Source organism: Streptomyces sp. NPDC085944 (genome assembly GCF_040686295.1).
GTDB classification, from domain to species: domain Bacteria; phylum Actinomycetota; class Actinomycetes; order Streptomycetales; family Streptomycetaceae; genus Streptomyces; species Streptomyces salinarius.
Map to the genome: position 1 here is coordinate 84,131 of NZ_JBFBJX010000017.1, position 18,842 is coordinate 102,972.

The 18,842-nt window shown below is 73.2% G+C and carries 17 protein-coding genes and 1 pseudogene; 12 read left to right on the plus strand and 6 right to left on the minus strand.

Annotated features, from left to right (window positions below):
• Positions 1-29 precede the first annotated feature (29 nt).
• Complete coding sequence (gene mdlC, locus AB0P07_RS29085) at positions 30-1,610, minus strand: benzoylformate decarboxylase (protein ID WP_365555743.1); 1,581 nt, start codon at positions 1,608-1,610, stop codon at positions 30-32.
• 94 nt (positions 1,611-1,704) lie between these two features.
• On the opposite strand from mdlC, the gene AB0P07_RS29090 reads away from it, so the two are divergent.
• The 4 genes and pseudogenes from AB0P07_RS29090 (at position 1,705) to pgm (ending at position 5,663) form a co-directional block, all read left to right on the plus strand.
• A complete protein-coding gene (locus AB0P07_RS29090) occupies positions 1,705-2,640 on the plus strand; it encodes a LysR family transcriptional regulator (RefSeq protein ID WP_365555744.1) in 936 nt (311 codons plus the stop codon).
• A 73-nt stretch (positions 2,641-2,713) separates the two neighbouring features.
• Positions 2,714-3,385: pseudogene (locus AB0P07_RS29095) on the plus strand (peptidase E).
• A gap of 102 nt (positions 3,386-3,487) precedes the next feature.
• Positions 3,488-3,922, plus strand: a complete 435-nt coding sequence (locus tag AB0P07_RS29100) for a hypothetical protein (protein ID WP_365555746.1) — start codon at positions 3,488-3,490, stop codon at positions 3,920-3,922.
• A gap of 100 nt (positions 3,923-4,022) precedes the next feature.
• Positions 4,023-5,663: a phosphoglucomutase (alpha-D-glucose-1,6-bisphosphate-dependent) gene (gene pgm, locus AB0P07_RS29105; protein ID WP_365555748.1), complete on the plus strand. Its 1,641-nt coding sequence runs from the start codon at positions 4,023-4,025 to the stop codon at positions 5,661-5,663.
• Between the two features lie 39 nt (positions 5,664-5,702).
• On the opposite strand, the gene AB0P07_RS29110 is transcribed toward pgm, so the two are convergent.
• On the minus strand, positions 5,703-6,899 hold the full coding sequence (locus AB0P07_RS29110; protein WP_365555750.1) for a cytochrome P450: 1,197 nt from the start codon (positions 6,897-6,899) through the stop codon (positions 5,703-5,705).
• A 174-nt stretch (positions 6,900-7,073) separates the two neighbouring features.
• Here AB0P07_RS29110 and AB0P07_RS29115 point away from each other — a divergent pair, with 174 nt between their 5' ends.
• Together AB0P07_RS29115 and AB0P07_RS29120 are read left to right on the plus strand one after the other, a co-directional pair.
• Entirely contained in the window at positions 7,074-7,811 is a 738-nt protein-coding gene (locus AB0P07_RS29115) for a class I SAM-dependent methyltransferase (protein WP_365555752.1), read from the plus strand.
• 104 nt (positions 7,812-7,915) lie between these two features.
• Entirely contained in the window at positions 7,916-8,389 is a 474-nt protein-coding gene (locus AB0P07_RS29120) for an ATP-binding protein (protein WP_365555754.1), read from the plus strand.
• A gap of 425 nt (positions 8,390-8,814) precedes the next feature.
• On the opposite strand, the gene AB0P07_RS29125 is transcribed toward AB0P07_RS29120, so the two are convergent.
• Positions 8,815-9,366 carry a GNAT family N-acetyltransferase gene (locus tag AB0P07_RS29125; protein WP_365555756.1) on the minus strand — a complete coding sequence of 184 codons (552 nt, stop codon included), beginning with the start codon at positions 9,364-9,366 and terminating at the stop codon, positions 8,815-8,817.
• A gap of 143 nt (positions 9,367-9,509) precedes the next feature.
• Here AB0P07_RS29125 and AB0P07_RS29130 point away from each other — a divergent pair, with 143 nt between their 5' ends.
• The 4 genes from AB0P07_RS29130 to AB0P07_RS29145 all read left to right on the plus strand — a co-directional run bounded on the left by AB0P07_RS29130 (position 9,510) and on the right by AB0P07_RS29145 (position 14,366).
• Positions 9,510-11,414: a SpoIIE family protein phosphatase gene (locus AB0P07_RS29130; RefSeq protein ID WP_365555758.1), complete on the plus strand. Its 1,905-nt coding sequence runs from the start codon at positions 9,510-9,512 to the stop codon at positions 11,412-11,414.
• A 245-nt stretch (positions 11,415-11,659) separates the two neighbouring features.
• The gene (locus AB0P07_RS29135; protein WP_365555760.1) at positions 11,660-12,214 is read left to right on the plus strand and encodes a hypothetical protein; all 555 of its coding nucleotides are present in this window, start codon (positions 11,660-11,662) and stop codon (positions 12,212-12,214) included.
• A gap of 112 nt (positions 12,215-12,326) precedes the next feature.
• A complete protein-coding gene (locus AB0P07_RS29140; protein WP_365555762.1) occupies positions 12,327-13,007 on the plus strand; it encodes a class F sortase in 681 nt (226 codons plus the stop codon).
• 177 nt (positions 13,008-13,184) lie between these two features.
• Entirely contained in the window at positions 13,185-14,366 is a 1,182-nt protein-coding gene (locus AB0P07_RS29145; RefSeq protein WP_365555764.1) for a SchA/CurD-like domain-containing protein, read from the plus strand.
• Between the two features lie 78 nt (positions 14,367-14,444).
• On the opposite strand, the gene AB0P07_RS29150 is transcribed toward AB0P07_RS29145, so the two are convergent.
• Both AB0P07_RS29150 and AB0P07_RS29155 read right to left on the minus strand, forming a co-directional pair.
• Complete coding sequence (locus AB0P07_RS29150) at positions 14,445-15,473, minus strand: methyltransferase (RefSeq protein WP_365555766.1); 1,029 nt, start codon at positions 15,471-15,473, stop codon at positions 14,445-14,447.
• Positions 15,474-15,537: 64 nt separating this feature from the next.
• Positions 15,538-16,608: a right-handed parallel beta-helix repeat-containing protein gene (locus AB0P07_RS29155; RefSeq protein ID WP_365555768.1), complete on the minus strand. Its 1,071-nt coding sequence runs from the start codon at positions 16,606-16,608 to the stop codon at positions 15,538-15,540.
• 144 nt (positions 16,609-16,752) lie between these two features.
• On the opposite strand from AB0P07_RS29155, the gene AB0P07_RS29160 reads away from it, so the two are divergent.
• On the plus strand, positions 16,753-17,547 hold the full coding sequence (locus tag AB0P07_RS29160) for a restriction endonuclease (RefSeq protein ID WP_365555770.1): 795 nt from the start codon (positions 16,753-16,755) through the stop codon (positions 17,545-17,547).
• A 74-nt stretch (positions 17,548-17,621) separates the two neighbouring features.
• Entirely contained in the window at positions 17,622-18,158 is a 537-nt protein-coding gene (locus tag AB0P07_RS29165; protein WP_365555772.1) for an isochorismatase family cysteine hydrolase, read from the plus strand.
• A gap of 41 nt (positions 18,159-18,199) precedes the next feature.
• Here AB0P07_RS29165 and AB0P07_RS29170 read toward each other — a convergent pair whose 3' ends face one another.
• Positions 18,200-18,691 (minus strand): DUF5949 family protein, encoded by a 492-nt coding sequence (locus tag AB0P07_RS29170; protein WP_365555774.1) that lies wholly within the window; start codon positions 18,689-18,691, stop codon positions 18,200-18,202.
• Between the last annotated feature and the right edge of the window lie 151 nt (positions 18,692-18,842).

The window sequence follows — 18,842 nt, forward strand, 5'->3', positions numbered from 1 at the left end:
GTCGGTCTTCCGGTCGAGCGCGAGTCGGTTCAGGAGGGCGTGGTGAGCGCCGTGTCCACCTGGATCAGCCGGGGACCCTCCGGCCGCTCGGTGAGTGCGGCACGCAACTCCGCGGCCCCGCCCACGTGCTGGGACCGCACGCCGTAACCCTCCGCGATACGGGTGAAGTCGAGGCCGGGGATGTCGAGGCCGGGCGCGTCCGGCACGCCGAGCAGCCCGCCGAACCAGCGCAGCGCCCCGTACGTGCCGTTGCGCAGCAGCACGACGGTCAGGGGCACGCGGTGCTGCGCGGCCGTCCACAGCGCGGTGATGCCGTAGTTGGCCGAGCCGTCGCCGATCACGCCGACCACCGGGCGGCCGGGCTGTGCCATCGCCACGCCGACCGCGCCGGGCAGACCGAAACCGAGCCCGCCCGCCGCCGGGAAGTAGTAGGAACCCGGGCGGCGCAGGTCCATCTGGCGCCACCACGCCGCGTTGGTCGAGGTCGACTCGACGACGTACGCGGTGTCCTCGGGCATCTCGTCGCGCAGCGCGGCGAAGACCTGCTCGGGATGCAGGCCCGGCCCCTTTGCGGTCAGCGGCACGGGCACGGGACGGTAGGGGTCCGCGGGCCTGCCGGCCGCGTCGAGCGACTCCAGGAGTACGTCGATGACCGCGCCCGGGTCCGCGACCAGCGCCTCGCCCATCGGCGCCCGCGCCGCGGCGGAGGCGTCCCCGGTCACCTGGATGAGCCGGGTGCCCTCGGGCAGGTACCGGCCGGGCAGGTGCTCGTGGTAGCGGAAGACCGGCGCGCCCAGCACGAGCACCAGGTCATGGCCCTCGAATGCCTCGGAGACCGGCGCGATCCCGGCGGGCAGCACGCCCCGGAACTGCGGATGCCGGTTCGGGAACGGCAGCCGGAACTGCGAGGGCGCCGCCCACACCGGCCCGCCGAGCCGCTCGGCCAGCCGCACGGCGTCGTCGAAGTGGCCGGCGGAGTCGATGTCGCCGCCCAGCACCAGCGCGGGGCGCTCGGCCGAGGCGACCCGCTCCACGAGCCACCGGCGTTGCTCCGCTCCGGGCGCCGAGGCCCGCAGCACCTGCCGGTCGAGCACGGCCAGGGCGTTGTCGTCCGCGTCCGCCGACCAGTCGTCGTACGGCACGGACAGGTACGTCGGCCGGCGCTGGAGCCGCGCCTCGAAGACGGCCTGGGCGAGCGCCCGCGGCACGTCCCCGGCGCACGCGGGCTCCGCCGCCCAGCCGACCAGCGGCTTCATCAGGGCCGGGGCGTCGACGCTGGCCAGGTTGGCCTCGGGACCGATGGCGGGGCGCACCTGCTGCCCGGCCACCACCACGAGCGGCGTACGGGAGGCGACGGCGTTCGTCAGCGCGCCCATCGCGTTGCCGGAACCGGAGGCGGCGTGCAGGTTGACCAGCACCGGGCGGCCGGTCGCCTGGGCGTACCCGTCGGCCATGCCGACGACGGCGCCCTCGTGCAGACCGAGGACGTAACGGAAACCGTCGGGCAGGTCGGCGAGGAAGGGCAGCTCGTTGGAGCCCGGATTGCCGAAGACGGTGGTGAGTCCCTGGCGCTCCAGGAAATCGTGGGAGACACGACGCACGGATGGCACGGACAGTCCTTTCGAAGTGACGCGGCACACGCTAGGCACCCCGCGACATGGGCACCAATAGATGTTTCGCCACTCCGATATAGAGTCCTTCGATATGGGGACCTTCGATCTCAACCTGGCCCGCGTCTTCGTGCTGCTCTACGAGACCGGCAGCGTCACGGCCACCGCCGAGACGCTCCACGTCACGCAGCCCACCGTCAGCTACAGCCTGGGCAAGCTGCGGCGGCACTTCGACGACGAGCTGTTCCGCCGCACCGGACGCGGGCTGACCCCCACCGCCGGCGCCCGGCGCCTGTACCTGCCGCTCCAGCGCGCGCTGGCCGAGATCGACGGGACGGTCCGCCAGGGTGACGTCTTCGACGCCGGGACGATGTCGGGCCGCTTCACCATCGCCCTGTCCGACCTCGGCGAGGCGACGCTGCTGCCGAGGCTCGTGGCGGCGGCACGCGAGCGGGCGCCCGGGGTGTCGTTCACCGTCCGCCCCTTCGACGTGGACGACGCCGAGGGGCAGCTGCGCCGCGGCGACCTCGACGCGTTCGTGGCCACGCCGGTGATCACCTCGCACCTGACCGTGCGCATCCCGCTCTTCCGCGAGCGCTACGTCCTGATGGTCGCCGCGGACCATCCGCGGGTGCGGGGCGACGAGGTCACGGCGGCGGACCTCGCGGCGGAGCACCACGCCACGGTGTTCGGCCCCAGCGGACACGTCACGCCCAGGGCCCTGCTGGGCGCCCACGGACTCCTGGAGCGGGTGGCCGTGGACGCCACCCGCTTCTCGATGCTGCCCTACCTGCTGGAACAGACCGACCTGGTGGCCATCGTCCCCGAGTACGTGGGCGAGGTCTTCACCGCCTCCCACCGGGTACGGCTGGTGCGGCTGCCGTTCGAGACCGAGCCCATCGAGATCGCCCTGTACGCACGGCACGAGTCCTCGCGCAGCCCGGCGCAGCGCTGGCTGGTGCAATTCCTGTCCGAGGTGCTGGGCGAGCAGGTGAGCGTGGCCCAACTGCCGCCCTCGAGCCGTCGTTAGGATCACCGCCACGACGGCACCGGAACGCACCATCCTCGCCACGTCGGGCGGCCACCGCGCGGGCGGCCGGACCATGGTGTCCTTCGACTCCCTGGTCCACCACGCGGTGGACCTCTCGGGCGCGCACGGCCGGCGCCCCCGGGTCCTGTACGTGGACACCGCCACAGGTGACGCCGAGCACTTCACCGCCCGCACGGCGGAGGCCGCGCCTCGCCGGGTTCGACCTGACACCCCTGCACCTGTTCCCCATGCCCAACGTCGAGGACGTCGAGGGGACCCTGCTCGCCCAGGACGTCGTCTGGGTCATGGGCGGATCGGTGGCCAACCTGCCGGCCGTGTGGCGCGTGCACGGTCTGGACCGGATCATGCGCAGGGCATGGGAGGCGGGCGTCGTACTCAGCGGCGTGAGCGCCGGTTCCCTGTGCTGGTCCCGGGGCGGGGCAACCGACTCCTTCGGGCCCGAACTGCGCCCGCTCACCGACGCGTTGGACTTCCTGCCCTACGGCAACGGCGTCCATTACGACGTCGACCCGGGCCGCCGTCCCCTGACCCACCGCCTCGTCGCCGACGGCACCCTCCCGACGGCCCACTGCACGGACGACGGCGTCGGCCTCGTCTACCGCGGCACCGAACTGGCCGAAGCCGTCACGGAGCCCGGGCAAGGGAGCCTGTGTGGTCGTACGCGACGGTGACACCGCGGTGGAGGAGAGGATCGAACCGCGCGTTGCCGGGTCCGCGTCGGTGAACGGAACAACTGCCGGACTGCCCAGTCCCGTTGAGCGCCCGGTCGACCGTCGCCCACTCGTGCGGGACGTCCGTGTTTGCCGACGCGGTGAGGGGCAAACCGATGTCCATGAGCGATCCGAACAAGGACACGAGCAAGAAGCACACCGGCACGCGGACCGCCGAGGCCACGGCGCGGGGCACCGCGCAGAAGGCGACCGCGCCCGCCGCTCGGGCGGGACAGGCCGCGGCGGGCAAGGCGGGTGACGCGGCGTCGGCCGCCAAGGCCGGTGCCCGGCGTTCCGCCGACGCCGCGAACGGGGCCGTGCAGTCCGCGGCCAAGGGCGTCGCGGCCGGCCGCCAGGCCGTCGCCACCACCTCCGGCCACGTCGCGGCCACGGCGAAGACGGCGTGGACCGCGCTCGCCCACCGCAAACTCGTCGCCGCCGGCGTCGGCGCCGGCCTCACCGCCGTGAGCGCCGCTTCCTACGCCGTGGGCCGCCGCGCCGGACGGCACACGCAGGGGCCCCTCACCCGTCTCACCGGCGGCCGGATCTGACACCGGCCGGAAGGCACCGTGCCACTGCCGCCGCCGCTGCCGGGACGGGGGAAGATGGGACCCGCGAGCGAAGTCCCGACCGATGCGGAGGAGTGGGCGCATGCAGCACGACCGAGCCGGAAAGCCGGCCGGCCCCGAGGACCTGATCGACGTCGCCCGGCTGGTGACGGCGTACTACGCCCTGCACCCGGACCCGGCCGAGCCGGGGCAGCGCGTGGCCTTCGGAACATCCGGGCACCGGGGCTCGTCCCTGGCGGCGGCGTTCAACGAGGACCACATCGCCGCCACCAGCCAGGCGATCTGCGAGTACCGCACCGCACAGGGCACCGACGGCCCGCTCTTCCTGGGTGCCGACACCCATGCCCTCTCGGAGCCCGCGAGGGTCACCGCGCTGGAGGTGTTCGCCGCCAACGACGTGACCGTCCTCATCGACGGCGCGGACGGCTACACCCCCACGCCTGCGGTCTCCCACGCCATCCTCACCCACAACCGGGGCCGCACCTCGGGCCTCGCCGACGGCGTGGTCGTCACCCCCTCGCACAACCCGCCCGCCGACGGCGGCTTCAAGTACAACCCGCCGCACGGCGGCCCCGCGGGCTCGGACGCCACCTCCTGGATCCAGGACCGGGCCAACGAGATCATCACGGCGGGACTGAAGGACGTACGCCGCATCCCCTGGGCGCGGGCACTCGCCGCGCCCGGGACCGGCCGGTACGACTTCCTCGACGCCTACGTCCGCGACCTGCCGAGCGTCCTCGACCTCGACGCCGTCCGCTCGGCCGGCGTGCGCATCGGCGCGGACCCGCTGGGCGGCGCCTCCGTCGCCTACTGGGGCCGGATCGCCGAACAGCACCGCCTCGACCTGACGGTGGTCAACCCGCTCGCCGACCCGACCTGGCGGTTCATGACGCTGGACTGGGACGGCAGGATCCGCATGGACTGCTCGTCGCCGCACGCCATGGCCTCCCTCATCGAGCAGCGCGACCGCTTCACCATCGCCACGGGCAACGACGCCGACGCCGACCGCCACGGCATCGTCACCCCCGACGGCGGCCTGATGAACCCCAACCACTACCTCGCCACCGCCATCGCCCACCTCTACGCCCACCGCACCGACTGGCCGGCCGACGCGGGCGTCGGCAAGACGCTGGTGTCCTCCGGCATGATCGACCGGGTCGCCGCCGACCTCGGCCGCCGGCTGGTCGAAGTCCCCGTGGGCTTCAAGTGGTTCGTGGACGGGCTGGTCGACGGCTCCCTGGGCTTCGGCGGCGAGGAGTCGGCCGGCGCCTCCTTCCTGCGCCGGGACGGCTCCGTGTGGACCACCGACAAGGACGGCATCATCCTCGCCCTGCTCGCCTCCGAGATCACCGCCGCCACCGGCAAGACGCCCTCCGAGCACTACGCCGCGCTCACCGCCCGCTTCGGCGAACCCGCCTACGCCCGCATCGACGCCCCCGCCACCCGCGAGGAGAAGGCCCGCCTGGCCAAGCTGTCCCCGGCCCAGGTCACCGCCGACACCCTCGCCGGGGAACCGGTCACCGGCGTCCTCACCGAGGCACCGGGCAACGGCGCCCCCATCGGCGGCATCAAGGTGACCACCGAGAACGCCTGGTTCGCGGCCCGCCCCTCCGGCACCGAGGACGTCTACAAGATCTACGGAGAGTCGTTCCGCGGCGCGGACCACCTCCGGCAGGTGCAGGACGAGGCGAAGGAGGTCGTCCTCGCCGCCCTCGGCGGCTGACGCCCCACCGCCGGCGCCGTACGCCGGTCCCCGGGCCGGTCAGCAACGGCCGGCCCGGGGGAGCACCACGGTCAGGTCCCGGATCTCGTAGCCGTCGATGGCCTCCTGGAAGGCGACGCGCGGCTCCCCGCTCATCCGGACGCCGTCGAGGGCGAACAGGCGACTGAGGAACACATCGGTCTCCAGCAGTGCGATGTGCGCCCCGGGGCACCGGTGCGGCCCGTCGCCGAAGGAGAGCCCCGCACCGACCGCCTCGGCGCGGTCCGGACGGACGAGCAGCGGGTCCTCGCCCACGGCCTCCGGGTCCGCGTTCGCGTCGTCCAGGTGGACCTCGACGTACTCGCCGGGGCACACCGTCACCGGACCGTCGGGGCCGGACAGCTCCACGGACTCGACGACACGCCTGCGCAATCGCCCGATGACGGGTTCCAGCCGCAGCAGCTCCCGGAGGACGGCGAGGCGCCCCGCCTCGTGTGCCGTCCGGTAGCGGTGGAGCAACTCGGCGTCCGAGAACAGGTGCCAGGCGGCCAGGCACACGAACTCCCGCGTGGTGACCATGCCGGCCGCCGCGAACGTCAGGCACTCACCGAGGATCTCGACGTCCGAGCAGCCCTCCGCGAGCAGGTGGGAGATCAGGTCGTCGTGCGCGCGGCGGCGGTGCGCGCGGATCGCCGGGCGCACGTCGGCCAGATGGATGCGGAGCCAGTTGGTGTTCTGCCGCACCAGCCAGTACAGGCCCCGGACACTGGTCAGTCCCGGTTCGCCGAACTCCTCCGGGAAGAACCTCTCCAGCCTGCGGCGGATGCCGGGCCTGCCGTACCGCAGCCCGACGACCTCGCTCACCACGCCGACGGCCAGACCGAAGGCGAGGTCGGAGAGCGGCGCCTCACCGGCCGAGCGCAGGGTGTCCAACTGCTCCTGCGCGATCCGGACCATCGGCTCGCGGTAGTGCTCGTCCACCCGGCGGGGCGTGAAGTGGCGGGCGGTCTGCCTGCGGTGCTCCCGGTGCTCGGGGCCGTCCCGGTAGAGCACGGGCCGGCGCACGCGCGGCGGCAGCTTCTCCACCGTCTCGACGCCGAGACCCGCCTGCACGGTGCCCGGGGCGCGCAGCAGCGCCCGCGCGACGGCGAAATCGCGCACCTGCCAGGTCCCGTCCGCCGCCCGGTCGACCGGGCACGCCGGCCGGGGCCACCCCCGGTCCGCCTTCCGTGCGGAGACCCGCTCGTCCTGCGTCACCCGGGCACCCCCCCAACTCGGCCGCGCGGCCCCGGTGGCCACCCGGCTCCACGACGTGGTCAACAGGATCGGCCACATGCCCGGCGCCGACCAGACCCGAAACCGCCGAGTCGTCCGCGTCGGCGGCCCGGAAACCGGGTGCGCGGCCGGGCCCCGCCGTGCGAGGCTCCGCCGGTGGAACGTGAACAGATCTCCCGACTCGCCCATGCCGACCACCCGATCGCGGCCCCGCTCGACGACGAGTCCGTGGGACGGCTCCTGGCCCGCGCGATACCCGACGACACGGCCCGGGTCCTCGATCTCGGCTGCGGCGGCGGGGAATGGCTCCTGCGCGCCCTCGCCGAGTATCCGCGCCTCACGGCCGAGGGCGTCGACATCTCCGAGCGCGCGCTCGACCATGCCCGTGCGTCGGCGGCCCGGCTCGGGGTGGGGGACCGGCTGACCCTGCACGCTCGGGAAGCGGCCCGCTTCTCCGCCCCGCACCGCTTCGACCTGGTCCTCTGCGTGGGCGCCACGCACGCCTTCGGCGGGCTGACCGCCACCCTCGCCGCCGCGCGCGCACACCTGGCACCCGGCGGACGCGTCCTGGTCGGCGACGGATTCTGGGAACGCGAGCCGTCCCCCGAGGCCGTCGAGATGCTCGGTGACCTCTCCGACCTGCCGACCACCCTCGACCGGGTGGCCGCGGACGGCTGGACACCCGTGGGCGGCCACATCAGCACGCGCCGGGAACTCGACGCCTACGAATGGTCCTGGACCGGGACGCTGGCCGCGTGGTCCCTGGACCACCCCGCCGAACCGGACCGCGCGCAGGCACTCGAGGCGGCCACCGCCCACCGCGACGGGTGGCTGCGGGGCTACCGGGACTCCTTCGGCTTCCTCTGCCTGGTCCTGCGCCCGACCGACGCCTGACGCCGGCGGCACTCGGGGCGTGTGCCGGGACGGGTGATGTTTGCCGGATTCGGGGGTAGACGGGCTGGCGTAAACGGTCAAGGCTCAGGAAGAGGGCGGATCGGATGGACGGGGCTGCCCGCATCGGGGACCGGCGGAGAGACGAGCGGGTCAGGGTTTCGGCACAGTACGAGGGCATTCCCGGCGACATCGCCCGGGGCAGGGAGCTGGCCCGGGGATTTCTGGCAGGCGTGCGGGCGGCGCGGGAGGCCCGGGTGTCCGACCGCGCGGTGGAAGTGGTGCAACTGGTGGTCAGCGAGCTGCTGACGAACGCCTGCAAGTACGCGCCCGGCCCCTCGACGGTGGATCTCGAACTCGCCGAGGACCGGGTGGAGGTCACGGTGTGGGACAGCCAGCCCGTGCTGCCGGTACCCGGCACCCCCGACCCCGACCGCATCGGCCGGCACGGGCTGGAGATAGTCATGGCCGTCTGCCAGAGCTTCGAGGTGCACAGGGAACCGGTCGGCAAGCGTATGAAGGCCGCGGTCGGGCTCGCCGACGACCCGCGGACCACGGCCACCCTCGACCGCACGGCCTGACCCCGGTCGGGCCTTTGCCGTCCCGGTCCGCAGCCCGACGAGAACGGCCCCCGTGACGACCGAGCCCGCACCGAGGCCCTTCGCCGAGGCCCGCGAGGGCGGGTCCCCTGCGCGCGGCGTCAGGTACCGGGGCGTCGTCGCCCCTCCGCCGAGCCGTTGCCCTGCGTCCGCCCACGCCGTAACCGGACGCCACAGCCGTCCCGCGCCGGCCGGGCACTCGGAAGGCCCGGTCGCCGGTCGGCCGGGGTGCCGCGTGCCTCGCCGTACGTGCCGGTCGGCACCGCTTCCCGTACGCGCTCGCCATCCGGAAGCCGAGGCGTGAAGGGACGACCGACAGAGGCTGCCGATCCTGCGATTCGCTCCACCGTGCCCGTCCCGGCCGCAGAGCCGTCACCCACCCCGGCCGACGGTGTCGAACCCCGCGCCTACCGCCCCCCGGGCCGGTGACCCCCGGCCCGGAGGCGGTACACGACGGAGCGGCGCAGCGGGCCCTCGGGGACCTCCGGGTCATCGAAGTCGTCGGCCGGGTCGTGGGTCATGCCGAGGCGGTCCATCACCGCCCGTGAGCGCAGATTGCCCGCCGCGGTCACGGCGAGCACCTCCGCCAGCCCCAGCCTCTCGAAGGCGTACGACATCACCGTCCGCGCGGCCTCGGTGGCATAGCCGTGCCCCCAGGCCGGCCGGGCCAGACGCCAGCCCGCCTCCACGCCGGTGAACGGCATGCCCTCGTCCACGGGATCCAGCCCGGCGAACCCGGCGAACTCGCCGGAGGCGGCGACCTCCACCGCCCACCAGCCCCAGCCCCTCCGGTCCAGGTCGGCCTGAAAACCGGCCACGGACGCCGCGCTCTGCTCGCGCGTGAGCACCTCCGGGAAGTACGCGCGGACCACCGGGTCGGCGTTCATGGCCGCCCAAGGGTCCAGGTCGGACGCCTGCCAGTCGCGGAGCACGAGCCGATCGGTTCGAAGTACGGACATCGGCTGAACGTACGGGAACCGGCCGGACGGAGCGACCCGTTTACGCGCCCGGACCCTCCCCCCCTTCGGCCGCGTGGAGCGGTTCGCCGGCGCCCGCCGGGGGAACCTGGCGAGGTGGACGGCATCGGAAGGCTGTGAGGGTCGTGACGTCACGCTGGGCGGGCCACCGGGACGGCGAGGAACCAGGGCACGGCGAGGCGGACCGCGCACCGGAGCCCGCCGGGTCCGACTTCCCCCGCGCGGTCCTGCGCGCCCTCGGCGCCGGCGTCCTCACCCTCGGTCCCACCGCCCGGATCACCTCGGTGAATCCCTGGGCCGAGCACCTGCTGGGACGCACCGAGCAGGAGATGCTCGGGCACGACGCGCACGACCTCCTGCACCGGCACGCCGACGGCAGCCCCGTGCCGCGCGAGCGGTGCGCCCTGCGCAGCCCCCTGCACGGCGTGCCCGCCGAGGAGGGGAGCGAAGAGTACTTCCAGCGGGCCGACGGCACCACGGTCCCCATCATCTGGGCGACCACCCCCCTGGTCCGCGACGGACGCCAGGAGGGGCTGGTCCTCGTCTTCCACGACTTCAGCCTCCACCGCAGCGCCGCCGAGGAGACCGCGGCGCGGACCACCGCCCTGGAGGCCCTCACCGCCCAGCTGCACCTGGTCGCCGAGATCTCCACCGTGCTGGTGCCGACCGAGCGGCCCTCCACCACCCTGCGCCGACTCGTCCGGCTGCTGGTGCCGGAACTGGGCCAGTGGGCCGCGGTCGACGTGTACCAGGGCCAGTCGGACGTACTGGAACGGGTGGCCGTCCGCAGCAGCACCCGGCCGGAGCGCGCCCGGCCACTGCGCGGGCCGATGACCTCGCTGCCGGACCAGGCCCGAGCCGCGCTGACCCTGCTCGTCAAGGGCGACCGGCCCGTCCCGCTGGAGGCCGGGGAGCTGTGCCGGGACCCCGAGCACCCGCTCGCCGCGACCCACCGCGTCCTGTTCGAACGGCTCGGCGGCCACGCGGCCGTCGCCATCCCGCTGCGCACCCGGCAGCGGTCCTACGGCATCCTCACCGTGGCCCGCACGGGGGAGCACCCCGCACACACCGAGGCCGAGATCGCCCTGCTGGCGGACATCGGCCGCCGCGTCGGCCTGGTCCTGGACAACGCACGGCTCTACCACGAGCAGCAGAACGTCGCCGAGACCATGCAGCGCCAGCTCCTCACCCCGCTCCCGCAGGTCGACCACCTCCGGATGGCCGCCCGCTACCGGCCCGCCGAGAGCGCCATGGAGGTCGGCGGCGACTGGTACGACGCCTTCCTCCTCGGTGACGGCGTCATGGCCCTGGTCATCGGGGACGTCGTCGGGCACGACCTGCAGGCCGCCGCCCACATGGCCGAGGTCCGCAACATGCTGCGCGCCCTCGCCTGGGACCACCAGGAGCCGCCCAGCGTGATCATGCGGCGCCTGGACGAGGCCGTGACCAACACCAGCGACGCGCCCATGGCCACCCTCGTCTTCGCCCGCGTCGAAGGCGCCGAGGGCGGCCCCTGGCGGCTGCACTGGGTCAACGCGGGTCACCCTCCGCCCCTGCTGATCACACCGGACGGCGGGACCCGCTTCCTGGAGGGCGGCCACGGACCGCTGATCGGCATGAGCGCCACCCTGCGCCTCGGCCTGGACTGGCCCGACACCCGCGAGGACCTCCCGCCCGAGAGCATCCTCCTGCTCTACACCGACGGTCTGGTGGAGAGCCGCGACCGTCCGATCGACGTGGGCATGAACAAGCTCCGCCACCACGCCGCCGCCCTGGTCCGGCGGCTGGACCGGTGGAACGTCGACGGCTTCTGCGACGAACTGCTCGCACGGATCGCGCCCCGCGGTGACGACGTCGCCCTGCTCGCCCTGCGCCTGCCCGCCGCCGGCATGGGCGCCCCCGGCGACACCGAACCGCCCCCGCCGCCCCAGTCCGGACACAGCGAGGCCACCGCGGACCGAGCCGCTCCGGGCTCCCGCCGCCAGGAGGCCGAGGTGCAGGACCCCACCCACCTGGACCCGCAGGAGTAGCGGCTCCCGGAAGACGGGCCGGCCCGCGCGACAGGCCGTCCGGCCGGCCCAACTCCGGCACCGATGGGATCTGTTGACCCCCTCGCCGCACGGCTGTCCCGGCACCCGAACGGGCGGGGTGTTCACCCGGCTGATCGGCTTGAGTGGTGCGACGACGACGGCGGGCTGACGGTAATTCACGTCGGGGCCGGGTCACCTCAGCTGACGAAGCACCAGCTGCCCGGCCGTGACGGAAGGAACCTCAGATGCGTTCTGCTCGCATGCTCCTGACCACGGCGGCGGCCTCGGCCGTCTTCGTCCTCGGCACGCCCGGCGCCTACGCGGCCGTCGGTGGTGACTGGGACCACGACGACTCTTCCTACAGCAAGGAGCACGACAACGGAAGCAAGCACGACGAGCCGCGCGGCGGGATGCACACCGGCGGTGGCGCGCTGGCCGCGGTGACCGAGGGCGACTGGAACCACGACGACTCCGGCGAGAAGCGGGACAACGGGAGCAAGCACGAGAAGCCGCACGGCGGCATGCACACCGGCGGCGGTGCGCTGGCCGCCGTGAACGAGGGCAACTGGGACGGCGGCGGCCGTGAGTCCAAGGAAGGCGGCTCGCAGACCTACCAGCAGGACGAGGGCGGGAGCTCCCGGGGCGGCGGCGACCACGAGAAGCCGCGCGGCGGGATGCACACCGGCGGCGGCGCACTGGCCACGCCGACCACGACCGCGGGCGGGCTGGCCGTCCTGGCCGTCGCCGCGACCGGCCTGTACGCCGTCCGACGCAAGAAGTCGGCTCACGGAGTGGCGTAAGCCGTGCCGGGCGCGATAGCAGCCGGGCCGCCACCCAGGAATCACGGGGCGGCCCGGCTCGCCCGCGCTCACCCGTCCGCCCTGCCGCCGTGCCCCAGTGAGGTCGTCCCCGATGCCAGTCCCCCCTTCCACCCCCCTCCCCGCCGACGACGACACGACGACCGGCCAGGGCTCCCGCTCCGGCCTGATGGTGCTGTGCGGCGTGGCCCTGCTGATCCTCGCGGTGAGCCTGGTCGGCGGCAACGACACGTCCGCCGACTCCTCCCGCCCCCCGCTGCCCGCACAGCCCGGAACGACGGCCTCGTCCGCCCCCCATGAGGCCGACGAGGACGAGCCGGCCCTGCCCCGGTCGAAGCCCGTGCGCCTGCTCATCCCGGAAATCTCCGTCGACGCCCCCTTCACCGACCTCGCCATCGGCGACAAGGGGCAGCTCGAACCGCCGCCGGCCGGCAACACCAACCTCGTCGGCTGGTACGCCAAGGGCGTCTCCCCCGGCGAGAAGGGAACCTCGATCATCGCCGGGCACGTGGACACCAAGACGTCCGCCGCGGTCTTCGCCCGCCTCGACCAGCTCGACAAGGGCGACAAGTTCCAGGTCGAGCGCGCGGACGGGAGCGAGGCGACCTTCGTCGTGGACAGCCTGGAGACCTACGCCAAGGACGAGTTCCCCAGCGATCGCGTCTACGGCGACGCCGACCGGCCGGAGGTGCGCCTCATCACCTGTGCGGGCGACTACGACCACAAGGTCAAGGACTACACCGACAACCTGGTCGTCTTCGCACACCTCACCTGAGACACCCCGCCCGAGGCGCCCCGGGTGCCGCGCCCGCCGGCCGTCCGCGGCGCCGGTCACCCGCGCACCGCACACGAGTCGCGCGCCGCCGGAGCCGGCCACAGGATCGAGGCAAGCCGGCGTCGCATCACCGCGGCCGACGTCCCGAACCGCCCCCGCGAAGGAGATGTGCGCAGGATGACCACCACGCCCACCCCTGCTTCCGAACAGCTTGCCTCCGAACAGCCCGCCTCCGAATCGCTGACGCGTCAGCTGTCGCACCAGGTCTCCCAGTCCGTGTTCGACGGCTCCCGGCTGCGGGTCGTCCTCCTGGTGGAGGTCTACGACGGGGCCCAGCAGCAGTTCCTCGAGACCTACGAGAACCTGCGCAGCCACGTCGAGTCCGTCCCCGGGCACATCGGCGAGCAGCTGTGCCAGTCCATCGAGAACCCCTCCCAGTGGCTCATCACCAGCGAGTGGGAGAGCGCGCCGCCGTTCCTGAACTGGGTGAGCAGCGAGGAGCACGTGCGGATGGTCAAGCCGCTGCACAGCTGCGTACGGGACACCAGGTCGCTCCGTTTCCACGTGGTCCGCGAGACCGGCCGCCCGCAGGACGGCGCCGAACCGGCCCGTGGCCAGTTGCAGGCCGCGCCCCGCGTCGGCGACGGTGTCATCCGGCACGCGCTCACCTTCACGGTGAAGCCGGGCAGCGAGGAAGCGGTCGGCAAGATCCTCGCCGACTACGCCTCGCCCGAGCCGCGGGTCGACGACACCACGCGACTGTGCCGTACGTCCCTGTTCCTGCACGGCAACCGGGTGGTGCGGGCCATCGAGGTGCGCGGCGACCTGCTCGCGGCCCTGCGGCACGTCGCGGAGCAGCCGGAGGTGCGGGCCGTCGAGGAGGCCATCAACCCGTACCTGGAGCAGGACCGGGATCTCGCCGACCCGGAGTCGGCCCGGGTGTTCTACACACGGGCGGCGCTGCCCGCCGTCCACCACGTGACCGCGGGCGAGGCGAGCGGCGCGGCGCAGCGGCACGCGCTGTCGTACCCGGCGCGGCCGGGCTGCGGCATGCGGCTGGCCCAGCTGCTCGCCGAGCGCGACGAGGCGGCGGCGAAGGACCCGCGCAGCCCCGTCCTGTGCAGCACCATCTTCCAGCGCGACGACGTCGTCGTGCGGCTGGTCGACGTGCGGGGCGACCTCCACGACGGCGATCCCACCGTGACGCTCGGCCTGCCGGACCCCGGCCGGGTGTCCGAGCTGACCACGCTCCTGGACGGCTTCACGGACGCCGGTTCCCCGACGGGCGGCGGACTCGTCCGCGCGCTCGAGGGGGCCCGGATGGAGCTGGTCACCGACCGGCGGGCACCGGACGCCTGAACGGCCGCCCCCACGCGTCGGCCGCCGCACCGCTTCCGGGCGGTCCGGCGGCCGACGCGTGTGCGTCCGGTGGTCAGCTCACTTCGGCACTGTGCAGTCGAAGGCGTGCAGGTACGGGTTGACCGGGCGGATGTCGTCGATGACGAGGCCCGCGTCGGTCAGCCGGCCGACCATGCTGTCGGTGGTGTGCTTGGCACCGCCGACGTTGAGGAGCAGCAGCAGGTCCATGGCGGTGCTGAACCGCATCGACGGGGAGTCGTCGACGAGGTTCTCGATGACGACGACCCGGGCACCCGGGCCGCCCGCCGCCATGACGTTGCGCAGGGCGCGGGCGGTGCTGTCGTCGTCCCACTCCAGGATGTTCTTGATGACGTACACGTCGGCCCGCACCGGGATGGCCTCGCGGCAGTCGCCCGGCACGATGCGGACCCGGTCCGCGAGCGAACCGCCCTCGCGCAGCCGGGGGTCGGCGTTCTCCACCACTCGCGGCAGGTCGAGCAGGGTGCCCTGCATGGCCGGGTACTTCTCCAGCAGGCTCGCCACCACATGGCCCTGGCCGCCGCCGATGTCGGCGACCGAGCCGCTCGCCGACAGGTCGAGGAGCGCGGCGACATCCTGGGCCGACTGCCGGCTGGACGTCGTCATGGCCCGGTTGAAGACCTCGGCGGACTGGGGTGCGTCCTCGTTGAGGTAGGTGAAGAACTCCTTGCCGTACAGGCCCTCGACGACGTTGGATCCTGTGCGCACCGCCTCGTCCAGCAGGGGCCAGGCGTCCCAGGTCCACGGTTCGGTGCACCACAGGGTGATGTTGCGCAGGCTGTGCGGGTCGTCCTCGCGCAGCAGGCGGGACATGTCGGTGTGCGCGAACGTCCCGTTCCCGTGCTCGGTGAAGACGCCGTAGCACGTCAGGGCCCGCAGCAGGCGGCGCAGCGGCTTGGGTTCGGTCTTCACCGCGGCGGCGAGGTCCTCCACGGCCGTCGGTTCGTCACCGAGTGCGTCGGCGACGCCGAGTCGTGCGGCCGCGCGGAGGGCGGCGGCACATGCCGCCCCGAACACGAGCTCCCTCAGCCGCATCGGCGGGGGTGGGGCAGTCTGTGCGGTCGTCATGTGCCGCTTTCCTTCCTTCTTCGGTCCATGAGCCCTCCTCGGACCACGGGTCGTTACGGCCGGCTCAGCACAGGCCCGCGGGCTTGGAGGCGCCGCAGGTGTTGCTGCTGAAGGTGTTGCTCTTGGCGGTGTCACCGGTCCCGGCGTCGACCAGGTCGGCGGGGGAGTTGTCGCTCAGCCGGTTGCCGTTGACCTCGTTCTTCGAGTTGGCGGTGCCCACCATGCTCGCGGCCAGGACGATGCCACCCGACATCGACGACTTGCCCGCGTTGCCCTCGACCGTGTTGTCGGCGACCAGCACCTTCTCCACACCGGTCAGGACGATGCCGGAACCCTGGAGCGCCTCCAGGCGGTCGGTCTTCGGGCACGACTTGTTGTTGCGCACGACGTGGTTGTCGCGCACGACCAGGTCGCCGGCCTTGGGCGTGTTCTCGTCGCCGACGACGAAGACGCCCGCGCAGTTGCCGGCGATGTGGTTGTCCGCGACGGCGAGGTTGCGCAGACGCCGGACGGTGACGCCGATGCGGTTGCCCTCGAGCCTGTTGTGCGCGACGAGCGTGCCCTCGGTGTCGGCGGCCCCCTCCTCGGCTTTGATGTTGTTGGCGAGGAAGATGCCCGCGTCGCCGTTGTCGCGGGCGGTGTTGCCGCGGAAGATGCCGTGGACCGAGCGCTCCTGGGCGATGCCCCAGACACCGTTCTTCACCGCGTTCACGTTCCGGACCGTCAGCCCGTCGGTGGCCATGGAGAACACACCGGTACGGGTGAACCCGGTCACCGTCAGGTCGGCGACGGTGATGCCCTTGACGTTCTCGTCCTTCGTGCCGATCACGCAGATGCCGTTGCCGCCCTCGGCACAGGTGTTGTCGGCCGCCTTCTTCGTGCTGGGCTTGACGACCGTACTGCGGCCCATGCCCCGCAGGGTCAGCCCGGGTGTGCTCACCTTGACGCTCTCGTGGTAGACGCCGGGAGTGACCAGGACGGTGTCGCCCGAGCCGGCGGCGTCCACCGCCTTCTGGATCGACTGCCCGGGGTGGACCACATGGGTCATGGGGACGGAGGACGCCGGGGCCGCACCGAGCCCCGTTCCGATCATCGCTGCGGTGCACACGAGGTACACGACATGGCATTTCTTCATATTCCGTAATGTATGCCTGAAATATTCTCCCGCGGCAGGGATGCGCCATCCGACGGCGTGTCATGAACCGGCGCTGAAACGGTGGTTCGTGGGCACAAGGCGTACGTGATCTTCATGTACGCCATCCGGGGAGGGACGACCACCGTGACCGTGCCTGAACGCCCTGTCCGAGACGGACGCGCCAGGCGTCGCTTCGACCTCCGGGCGACCACCGTGACGTTCGGCCTCGCCGCCATCGGCCTGGTCCTGGCGGGATGGGTCGTGCGCATGGTGTACGACGCGGCGCAGCGGCGACCGGTCTGGGTGTTCGTCCTGGCGCTCGGCGCGATCACGGCCGTCCTCCTGGGCCGGCGGGCGCGGGGCCGGCGCACCGCCGCGCGAACGGCCCTGCGCACGACGGACGCCCTGGCGGCGGCCACGGCGATGACGCTGGACGCGCTGGCGGAGGACCACGAGGCGGCGCCGGCGCGGTGCGCGAGCGGCGAGGAGACCACCGTGGTTCTCACCACCGAGTACGAGGAACTCGGCCCCGACGAGTTCGAGGAGGCGATAGCGGACCTGTGCCGGCGGGACGGCTGTCTGGACGTCGAGGTCGTGGGCGGGGCGGGCGACCTCGGTGCCGACGTGCTGGCGGTGACGCCCGACGGGCGGCGGATCGTCATCCAGTGCAAGCGCTACAGCGAGGACCACAAGGTCGGCTCCCAGGACCTCCAGCGCTTCGGCGGCACCTGCTTCACGGTCCACGGGGCCGACGTGGCGGTCCTGGTCGCCAGCACGGAGTTCACCGCACCGGCCGTCGACTACGCCGAGCGGTGCGGCATAGTCTGCGTGAACGAGGAGCGGCTGCGCGACTGGTGTCAGGGGGGCGGACCGGCGCCCTGGGAACTGCCCCCGCCCGGCGAGGACGGGGTGGAACTCGACGACCGGGCGGCGTGGTGAGCCGGCCGGCCCGTCCGCCCGCGGTCGGCGGGGGGAGCAGGGATTCCGCGTCGCGCGGTGGCAACCTGGGCGGCATGGGCAAGACCGCGCTGATCGTCATCGACATGATCAACACCTACGACCACCAGGACGCCGAGTTCCTGATCCCCGCCGTGGAATCCGTACTGCCGCAGGTCACCGGCCTGCTGGAGCGGGCGCGGCGGCAGGGCGTCCCGGTGATCTACGTCAACGACAACTTCGGGGAGTGGCGCTCGCACCACGGCGAGATCCTCGACAAGGCTCTCTCGGGGCCGCACTCCCGGCTCGTCGAGCCGCTGAAGCCCGACGAGTCCTCTCTCTTCGTGCTCAAGGCACGCCACTCCGTCTTCTTCGAGACCCCGCTGACCTATCTGCTCCACCAGCAGGGAATCGACCGGCTCGTGCTGTGCGGGCAGGTGACCGAGCAGTGCGTGCTCTACTCGGCGCTGGACGCCCACATCCGCCATCTGCAGGTGATCGTGCCGCGCGACGCGGTCGCCCACATCCACGCCGATCTGGCGGACGCGGCACTGCGGATGATGGAGCGGAACATGGGCGCCCGGGTGTGCGACAGCGGCGAGTTGTGGACGTGAGACGACACGCCGTCGCGTGGTGAGCGGGGCCGGCGCCGGCGTCAGGTTCGCAGGCTGCGCACGGGCAGGACGACCTGCGCCGCCGTGGCCAGTGTCTCCTTGTCGTTGGCGAAGGCGGCGACGGCCGCGCCGTCGCCGGTCTCGCCCCCGGACCAGGGGCGGGTGGCGAAGATGAGGCAGGCGAACCCCCGTGCGTCCGCCGCCGCCCGCCACTGCGGGGTGGGAACGAACTGGGCGTTGACGCCCGGCATGGTGAGGGCGGCCGCGCCCGGTACGACGAGCAGGCCGATCGGAAGGTCGGGCAGGACGGTGCCGTCGAGCACCGTGTCGCCGCCCACCGCGAGCCCGGAACGGCTCAGCAGCCCCTCCACGGCGGCCGGGGTCGCCTCGGGGCCGCCCTCCCCGTCGCCGAGGGAGCAGGCGAGAAGGAAGGGGACGTCGCCGTCGGGCGTCTCACGGCTCCAGCACATGATGACGAGCGTGCCGAGGTCGGCGGTTCGCAGGGGGCGCGGGTCAGTGGAGATCGAAGTCACCGCGAAACCGTAAGCGCGCGCGGCGACGCATCTGCCCGGCCGTCACCCGACCGGACGACACCATCGCGGTTCTTCACACGAACGAGGGGTGCTCGGCGCCGAGCCGGCGTCGGTCACAACCCGGGCCGGTCGTCGGCCGTGCGGCGTCGAG

Bases quoted from the DNA above. Each gene is read 5' to 3' on its own strand.
- AB0P07_RS29090 (WP_365555744.1), top strand. From the start codon at position 1,705: ATGGGGACCTTCGATCTCAACCTGGCCCGCGTCTTCGTGCTGCTCTAC.
- AB0P07_RS29100 (WP_365555746.1), top strand. From the start codon at position 3,488: ATGTCCATGAGCGATCCGAACAAGGACACGAGCAAGAAGCACACCGGC.
- pgm (WP_365555748.1), top strand. From the start codon at position 4,023: ATGCAGCACGACCGAGCCGGAAAGCCGGCCGGCCCCGAGGACCTGATC.
- AB0P07_RS29120 (WP_365555754.1), top strand. From the start codon at position 7,916: ATGGACGGGGCTGCCCGCATCGGGGACCGGCGGAGAGACGAGCGGGTC.
- AB0P07_RS29125 (WP_365555756.1), bottom strand. From the start codon at position 9,366: ATGTCCGTACTTCGAACCGATCGGCTCGTGCTCCGCGACTGGCAGGCG.
- AB0P07_RS29135 (WP_365555760.1), top strand. From the start codon at position 11,660: ATGCGTTCTGCTCGCATGCTCCTGACCACGGCGGCGGCCTCGGCCGTC.
- AB0P07_RS29140 (WP_365555762.1), top strand. From the start codon at position 12,327: ATGCCAGTCCCCCCTTCCACCCCCCTCCCCGCCGACGACGACACGACG.
- AB0P07_RS29145 (WP_365555764.1), top strand. From the start codon at position 13,185: ATGACCACCACGCCCACCCCTGCTTCCGAACAGCTTGCCTCCGAACAG.
- AB0P07_RS29150 (WP_365555766.1), bottom strand. From the start codon at position 15,473: ATGACGACCGCACAGACTGCCCCACCCCCGCCGATGCGGCTGAGGGAG.
- AB0P07_RS29155 (WP_365555768.1), bottom strand. From the start codon at position 16,608: ATGAAGAAATGCCATGTCGTGTACCTCGTGTGCACCGCAGCGATGATC.
- AB0P07_RS29165 (WP_365555772.1), top strand. From the start codon at position 17,622: ATGGGCAAGACCGCGCTGATCGTCATCGACATGATCAACACCTACGAC.